Here is a 416-nt window from a genome sequence, read left to right as displayed (position 1 = left end):
GCGCTGATCCGCTTCCTTACCGCACCTTAAGCGCTCCACCGATTTACTCTGGAGGACGTCGTTAACGGATCGCATACGATGATCGCGCTCGAGCGAACCAAGGCGCAAATCCGCGCGCGGGTCGAGCATCCGTTTCATGTCGTCAAGAACCTGTTCCGTCATCGCAAGGTGCGCTACAAGGGGCTGCTCAAGAACACGGCACAACTGTTCAGTGACACTGCCTCGATTCCACGTACAGCAAGAAGTTTGATAACTTTTTGTCTGTATGGAGAATGGAATGACAGAGAACGTGGTACCGAGGCGGCAGTACACGAAGGGATTCAAGGTGGAGGCGGTGCGGCTGGCTGAGAGCGTTGGTCAGCATGAGGCCGCTCGCAGGCTGGGCGTGCCGGTGGCGACGCTGGGGAACTGGTGCC

General features: G+C 57.9%; 1 protein-coding gene and 1 pseudogene. Both read left to right on the top strand.

Translation table 11 applies throughout. From position 1 onward, the window contains the following. Positions 1-81: 81 nt before the first annotated feature. Positions 82-213, top strand: a pseudogene (locus DID99_RS36950) (transposase); the annotation flags it as partial. Between the two features lie 52 nt (positions 214-265). Continuing rightward, positions 266-416, top strand: a 151-nt coding sequence (locus DID99_RS36945; RefSeq protein WP_148094733.1) for a transposase, incomplete at its 3' end; no start/stop codon positions are given.

The sequence above is a fragment of the Burkholderia sp. Bp8986 genome, from assembly GCF_003854225.1.
In the GTDB taxonomy this organism is placed as follows: domain Bacteria; phylum Pseudomonadota; class Gammaproteobacteria; order Burkholderiales; family Burkholderiaceae; genus Burkholderia.
Note: the sequence above shows the minus strand (reverse complement) of the source record. Positions and strands in the feature narration are given on the sequence as shown.